Origin of the sequence: Actinomadura geliboluensis (genome assembly GCF_005889745.1) — a bacterium.
GTDB classification, from domain to species: domain Bacteria; phylum Actinomycetota; class Actinomycetes; order Streptosporangiales; family Streptosporangiaceae; genus Spirillospora; species Spirillospora geliboluensis.
Window position 1 is genome coordinate 1 of record NZ_VCKZ01000604.1, and the last position, 3,974, is coordinate 3,974.

At 72.8% G+C, this 3,974-nt stretch carries 7 protein-coding genes and 1 pseudogene; 3 read left to right on the forward strand and 5 right to left on the reverse strand.

The window, feature by feature from the left end; genetic code table 11:
* The 3 genes and pseudogenes from ETD96_RS42205 to ETD96_RS47315 form a co-directional block, all read right to left on the reverse strand.
* On the reverse strand, nt 1-647 hold a 647-nt coding region (locus ETD96_RS42205; RefSeq protein WP_138642087.1), incomplete at its 3' end, for an NAD(P)/FAD-dependent oxidoreductase.
* Between the two features lie 257 nt (nt 648-904).
* Nucleotides 905-1,111, reverse strand: a complete 207-nt coding sequence (locus ETD96_RS47310; protein ID WP_240808615.1) for a hypothetical protein — start codon at nt 1,109-1,111, stop codon at nt 905-907.
* Between the two features lie 53 nt (nt 1,112-1,164).
* Nucleotides 1,165-1,224 (reverse strand): annotated as a pseudogene (locus tag ETD96_RS47315) (hypothetical protein); the annotation flags it as partial.
* Nucleotides 1,225-1,274: 50 nt separating this feature from the next.
* Here ETD96_RS47315 and ETD96_RS47320 point away from each other — a divergent pair.
* Entirely contained in the window at nt 1,275-1,457 is a 183-nt protein-coding gene (locus tag ETD96_RS47320; RefSeq protein ID WP_240808616.1) for a type 2 periplasmic-binding domain-containing protein, read from the forward strand.
* Nucleotides 1,458-1,510: 53 nt separating this feature from the next.
* A complete protein-coding gene (locus tag ETD96_RS42215) occupies nt 1,511-2,362 on the forward strand; it encodes an SAM-dependent methyltransferase (RefSeq protein ID WP_240808617.1) in 852 nt (283 codons plus the stop codon).
* Nucleotides 2,363-2,514: 152 nt separating this feature from the next.
* Here ETD96_RS42215 and map read toward each other — a convergent pair whose 3' ends face one another.
* Complete coding sequence (gene map, locus ETD96_RS42220; protein WP_138642088.1) at nt 2,515-3,318, reverse strand: type I methionyl aminopeptidase; 804 nt, start codon at nt 3,316-3,318, stop codon at nt 2,515-2,517.
* A 90-nt stretch (nt 3,319-3,408) separates the two neighbouring features.
* On the opposite strand from map, the gene ETD96_RS42225 reads away from it, so the two are divergent.
* Nucleotides 3,409-3,678 carry a helix-turn-helix transcriptional regulator gene (locus ETD96_RS42225; RefSeq protein ID WP_138642089.1) on the forward strand — a complete coding sequence of 90 codons (270 nt, stop codon included), beginning with the start codon at nt 3,409-3,411 and terminating at the stop codon, nt 3,676-3,678.
* A gap of 97 nt (nt 3,679-3,775) precedes the next feature.
* Here the strand turns inward: ETD96_RS42225 and ETD96_RS45525 are convergent.
* Nucleotides 3,776-3,974, reverse strand: a 199-nt coding sequence (locus ETD96_RS45525) for a hypothetical protein (RefSeq protein WP_171069504.1), incomplete at its 5' end; no start/stop codon positions are given.

Genomic DNA, 3,974 nt, shown 5'->3' on the forward strand with positions numbered 1-3,974 from the left:
AGGCCGGCGGTCGCGAGCAGCGCGGGGGAGTGCCGCCCCGCCGCGCAGACGGTGAGGTCGGCGTCCAGGTCGTCGCCGGTGCCGAGGCGGACGCCGGTGACCCGGTCGCCGCGCAGGTTGAGGCGGGTGGCGGCCGTCCCGGTGATCAGCTGCGCTCCGGCCGAGCGTGCGCGGCCGATGAGGGCCGCCACCGCGTCCGGGCCGTGCACGTGGCCCTCGCCGGGGTAGTGCCCGATGACGGCGCCGGCGGTGGGCGGACGCAGGGCCGGTTCGAGTTCGCGCAGCCGGCCGGCGGTGATCGGCGCGGCCGGGTAGCCGAGCGCGGCCAGCCGCGCGACCCGGTCGGCCAGCCGCTCCTTGGCGGGGTCGTCGGTGGCCCACGCGGTGTTGCCCGCGATGCGGAACCAGTCGGGGTCGCCGAACTCCCCGGCGAGCCGCCGCCAGGCGCCGAGGGCGGCGACGCGCAGGGAGTGGTAGGCGGGGTCGCCGGGGTCGTTGGCGTTGAGCCAGGCGAAGCTCGCGCCCGAGGTGCCCGCGCCGGGCCGGTCCCGCTCGACCAGCGTCACCTCGGCGTCGCCCGCCCCGCGGGTCAGCCGGTCGGCCAGCGCGGCGCCGATGATCCCGCCGCCGACGATGACGATGCGCATGCGTCAAGGATCGCAGGCCCCGCCGCGGGCGGCCAGACCCCGAGGACCATTCCGCGGCCGGTGTCCCGCGGGCGGGACAAAGCCGCAGAAACGCCAATGGAGATGCATCGGCGCCGCCTACGGTATGCCATACGCATTTGCTGCTCCGGCGGCGCATAAGGCATCGCTGAACCGCTTTGTAAGATTAACCGCCATTTCCGAAAGCGTTGCGCGTTGCGCGCCGAAGATGGCGTCCACATTTCCACCGATCGGTCTATTTACGGACGTTCCCGAGCCCGTTTGTGGGCGCGCGGCAGCGGGACGGACGCCCGCCCTTGGACGCCGGTGTTGGAGACGGCGCCGATCCCCTCGACCGTGAGGGTGACGACGTCGCCGGGCGTGAGCGGCGGCGGGTCCTGGGAGCCGGCCCGGCCCCACAGCTCGGCGAGGCAGCCGCCGTTGCGCACGTCCCGGAGCCGAGCCACGGCCCGAGGGTGGTGGCGGAGTCCTTGCCCTTGCACGGCCCGAGACCGACCCGCATCTTGCGGTACTGCATGTCCCGCGCCGACCAGTCGTTGAAGACCGTGTAGCCGGCGATGCGGTCGCGGGCCTGGGCGGGCGTGAGGTCGGCGCCGCCTCGCCGAACTGATGGCCTCGGTCGCGGACGTCCGCGTCCTGCCGTGCCCGTCCGAGGCGGTGCCCGTCCAGGAGGCGCTCTGGTGGCACCTGGTGCACACCCAGGACGCCGCTCACATCTGGCTACGCGAGACCGCCGCCCGCGTCGCCGCCGGCCTCGGCGTATCCCGGGCGGATGATCGTGATGCGAGCTAGCATGTCGGCAAAGATCGGTTAAGTCGGATACACGTGAATTAGGTGGGGTTCTGGTGGCGGAGAGCGAACCGCGTTCGGACTGGCCCGGCGAGCGCGCACCGTCCCTGGACCTGCGGACCGACGTCCCCCACTCGGCCCGCATGTACGACTACTACCTGGGCGGCAAGGACAACTTCGCGGCCGACCGCGACGCCGCCGCCAAGGTCCTGCAGATCTTCCCCGACGTCGCCACCGGCGCCCGCGCCAACCGCCGCTTCCTCGGCCGCGCGGTCCGGCTCGCGGCGGACCTCGGCATCCGCCAGTACCTCGACATCGGCACCGGCATCCCGGCGTCCGACAACACCCACGAGGTCGCCCAGTCCGTCGCCCCCGACTCCCGCGTGGTCTACGTCGACAACGACCCCATCGTCCTGACGCACGCGCGCGCCCTGCTCGCCGGCAGCCCCGAGGGCCGCACCGCCTACCTGGACGCCGACTTCCGCGACCACGAGAAGATCCTCGGCGCCGCCGAGACCCGCGCCCTGATCGACTTCACGCAGCCCGTGGCCCTGCTCACCGTCGCCCTCCTGCACTTCATCCCGGACGAGGACGGACCGGGCGACATCCTGGAGCGCTACAAGGCCGCCATGCCGCCCGGCAGCGTGATGATCTTCTCCCACTCGACCACCGACCTCGTGGAGGACCCGGACGAGGCCGCGGCCGTGGTCCGCACCTACCGCGCCGGGGGCGTGAACCTGACCCCGCGCTCCCGCGACCGCGTCACCGAGTTCTTCACCGGCTGGGACCTTCTCGACCCGGGCGTCGTCCCCGTCACCGACTGGCGCCCCGACGGCAACCCCCACGACGCGGCCCTGACCCAGGCCCAGGCCGGCGCCTTCGGCGGTGTGGCCGTCAAACCCGCCTGACCGCACCCGTCCTCACATCGGGCATGGAAGCGGCCTGGTGCACCGTGCGGGTGCACCAGGCCGCCTTTTCACGGCCGGGTAGGCGGGCGAGATCTTCGCCGCCCGCGCGACGTCCGCGATCGGCGGTCGGCGCCCTGCTCGCCGTCGAAGCGTCAGGAGGGGAGGTCTGCTTTGCCCGCGGGGCGCTCCGACTCGCGCCGGGTGAGGACGAGGGGGCCGTCCTCGGTGATGGCCACCGTGTGCTCGGAGTGGGCCGTGCGCGAGCCGTCGGCCGACCGGATGGTCCAGCCGTCGGGGTCGTAGACGATCCGGTCGGTGGTGCGGGCGAACCACGGTTCGAGCGCCAGGGTCAGGCCCGGCCGGAGCGTGAGGCCGCGACCGGCCTTGCCCTTGTTCGACACGTGCGGGCCCTCGTGCATCGTCCGGCCGAGGCCGTGGCCGCCGAACTCGTCGTTCACCGGGTAGCCGTAGGCGCCGGCCACCGCCGAGATCGCCGCCGAGATGTCGCCCAGCCGGTTGCCCGGCCGCGCCGTCTCGATCGCCGCCTCCAGGGCCTCCTCGGTGGCGCGGATGAGGCGCAGGTCCTCGTCGGCGGGGGTCCCGACGACGACCGTGCACGCCGAGTCGGCCACCCAGCCGTCGATGCTGACCGCGATGTCCGCGCTGAGGACGTCCCCGTCGCGCAGCGTGTAGTCATGGGGGAGGCCGTGCAGGACGGCGTCGTTGACCGACAGGCAGATGACGTTGCGGAACGGGCCGTTGCCGAAGGAGGGCGCGTAGTCCCAGTAGCACGACTCGGCGCCGCGCTGCTTGATCATGGCGCGCGCGTGGTGCTCCAGGTCCAGCAGGTTGACGTCCACCGCGGCGAGCCGGCTGACCTCCGAGAGCACCTCGGCGACGAAGCGGCCGGTCACGTGCATGCGCTCGATCTCCGCGGGCGTCTTCAGTTCGATCACGAGTACCTCACGTCCAGGGAATTCCGGTATTACTATACCGCGCGACTGTAGCGCTTGACGGTATAGAAATACCACTCCTATCCTGGGGCCATGGTCCGCCAACCGCTCACGCCCGAACAGATCGAAGCAGGCAGGCGCCTCGGCGCCCTGCTGCGCAAGGCGCGGGCCGGACGCGACCTCGCCGACGTCGCGCTCGCGGCCGGCATCTCGCCGGAGACCCTGCGCAAGATCGAGACCGGCCGCCTGCCCACCCCCGGCTTCGGCACGATCGTCCGCCTCGGCGAGGCCCTCGACATCCCGGTGCAGGACCTGGCCGCCACCTGGCGCGGCACCGACCTCCCCCTGGAAGCCGTCTCCTAGCCGCCTGATTCCCCCGTGCGCTGAGCCCGTGAATAAGGAAGCCGCGCGGCGGGGGAGGGGCGGGAGGAACCTCCACCGCCGCGCGGCGGCTTGTGGGTCAGCGGCGGGCGCGGGCGTTGGCGATGGTCTCGATGAGGGATTCGGGGTCAGGGGCGCTGACGATCTGCCATTGCGTCCCGCCGGGGACGAGCGCCCACCACTCCTCCGTGTGAGAGCCCCACCAGCAGATGACGCCGGAGCGGTCTTGCAGATCCGCGATGGTCTTCGCGTGGGGCTGGTCCGGGTGGGGGCGGGGG

Coding starts and splice junctions, on each gene's coding strand:
- ETD96_RS47320 (WP_240808616.1), top strand. CDS start 1,275: ATGGCCTCGGTCGCGGACGTCCGCGTCCTGCCGTGCCCGTCCGAGGCG.
- ETD96_RS42225 (WP_138642089.1), top strand. CDS start 3,409: ATGGTCCGCCAACCGCTCACGCCCGAACAGATCGAAGCAGGCAGGCGC.